Genomic DNA, 1,308 nt, shown 5'->3' on the forward strand with positions numbered 1-1,308 from the left:
TGGTCTTGAACGACCCTTCAAGGGGCTCGAAGCCCCGGGGATATCTCATCTTAAGGCGAGTTTCCCGCTTAGATGCTTTCAGCGGTTATCTCTTCCGAACATAGCTACCCGGCGATGCCACTGGCGTGACAACCGGTACACCAGAGGTTCGTCCACTCCGGTCCTCTCGTACTAGGAGCAGCCCCCTTCAAATATCCAGCGCCCACGGCAGATAGGGACCAAACTGTCTCACGACGTTTTAAACCCAGCTCACGTACCTCTTTAAATGGCGAACAGCCATACCCTTGGGACCGGCTACAGCCCCAGGATGAGATGAGCCGACATCGAGGTGCCAAACACCGCCGTCGATATGAACTCTTGGGCGGTATCAGCCTGTTATCCCCAGAGTACCTTTTATCCGTTGAGCGATGGCCCTTCCATACAGAACCACCGGATCACTATGACCTGCTTTCGCACCTGCTCGACTTGTCGGTCTCGCAGTTAAGCACGCTTATGCCATTGCACTATCAGCACGATTTCCGACCGTACCTAGCGTACCTTCGTACTCCTCCGTTACACTTTGGGAGGAGACCGCCCCAGTCAAACTGCCTACCATGCACTGTCCCCGATCCGGATTACGGACCAAGGTTAGAACCTCAAACAAACCAGGGTGGTATTTCAAGGACGGCTCCACGCAGACTGGCGTCCACGCTTCATAGCCTCCCACCTATCCTACACAGATCGGTTCAAAGTCCAATGCAAAGCTACAGTAAAGGTTCATGGGGTCTTTCCGTCTAGCCGCGGGGAGATTGCATCATCACAAACACTTCAACTTCGCTGAGTCTCGGGAGGAGACAGTGTGGCCATCGTTACGCCATTCGTGCAGGTCGGAACTTACCCGACAAGGAATTTCGCTACCTTAGGACCGTTATAGTTACGGCCGCCGTTTACCGGGACTTCAATCAAGAGCTTGCACCCCATCATTTAATCTTCCGGCACCGGGCAGGCGTCACACCCTATACGTCCACTTTCGTGTTTGCAGAGTGCTGTGTTTTTATTAAACAGTCGCAGCCACCAGTTTATTGCAACCCCTTCACCCTCTGCCCGCAGGGGCATCAAGCTACAGGGGCGTACCTTATCCCGAAGTTACGGTACCAATTTGCCGAGTTCCTTCTCCCGAGTTCTCTCAAGCGCCTTAGAATACTCATCTCGCCCACCTGTGTCGGTTTGCGGTACGGTCCTGTTAAACTGAAGCTTAGAGGCTTTTCTTGGAACCACTTCCGATTGCTTCTTCACCTAAGTGAATGGCCTCGCACCCTTGAATTCCGC

Annotated in this window: 1 rRNA gene; it reads right to left on the reverse strand. The window is 53.4% G+C overall.

The annotated features are described in order from the left end of the window. Positions 1 to 1,308, reverse strand: a 23S ribosomal RNA gene (locus RV1423_RS28160); the annotation flags it as partial.

It is taken from the genome of Herbaspirillum sp. RV1423, from assembly GCF_000577615.1.
In the GTDB taxonomy this organism is placed as follows: domain Bacteria; phylum Pseudomonadota; class Gammaproteobacteria; order Burkholderiales; family Burkholderiaceae_D; genus Herbaspirillum.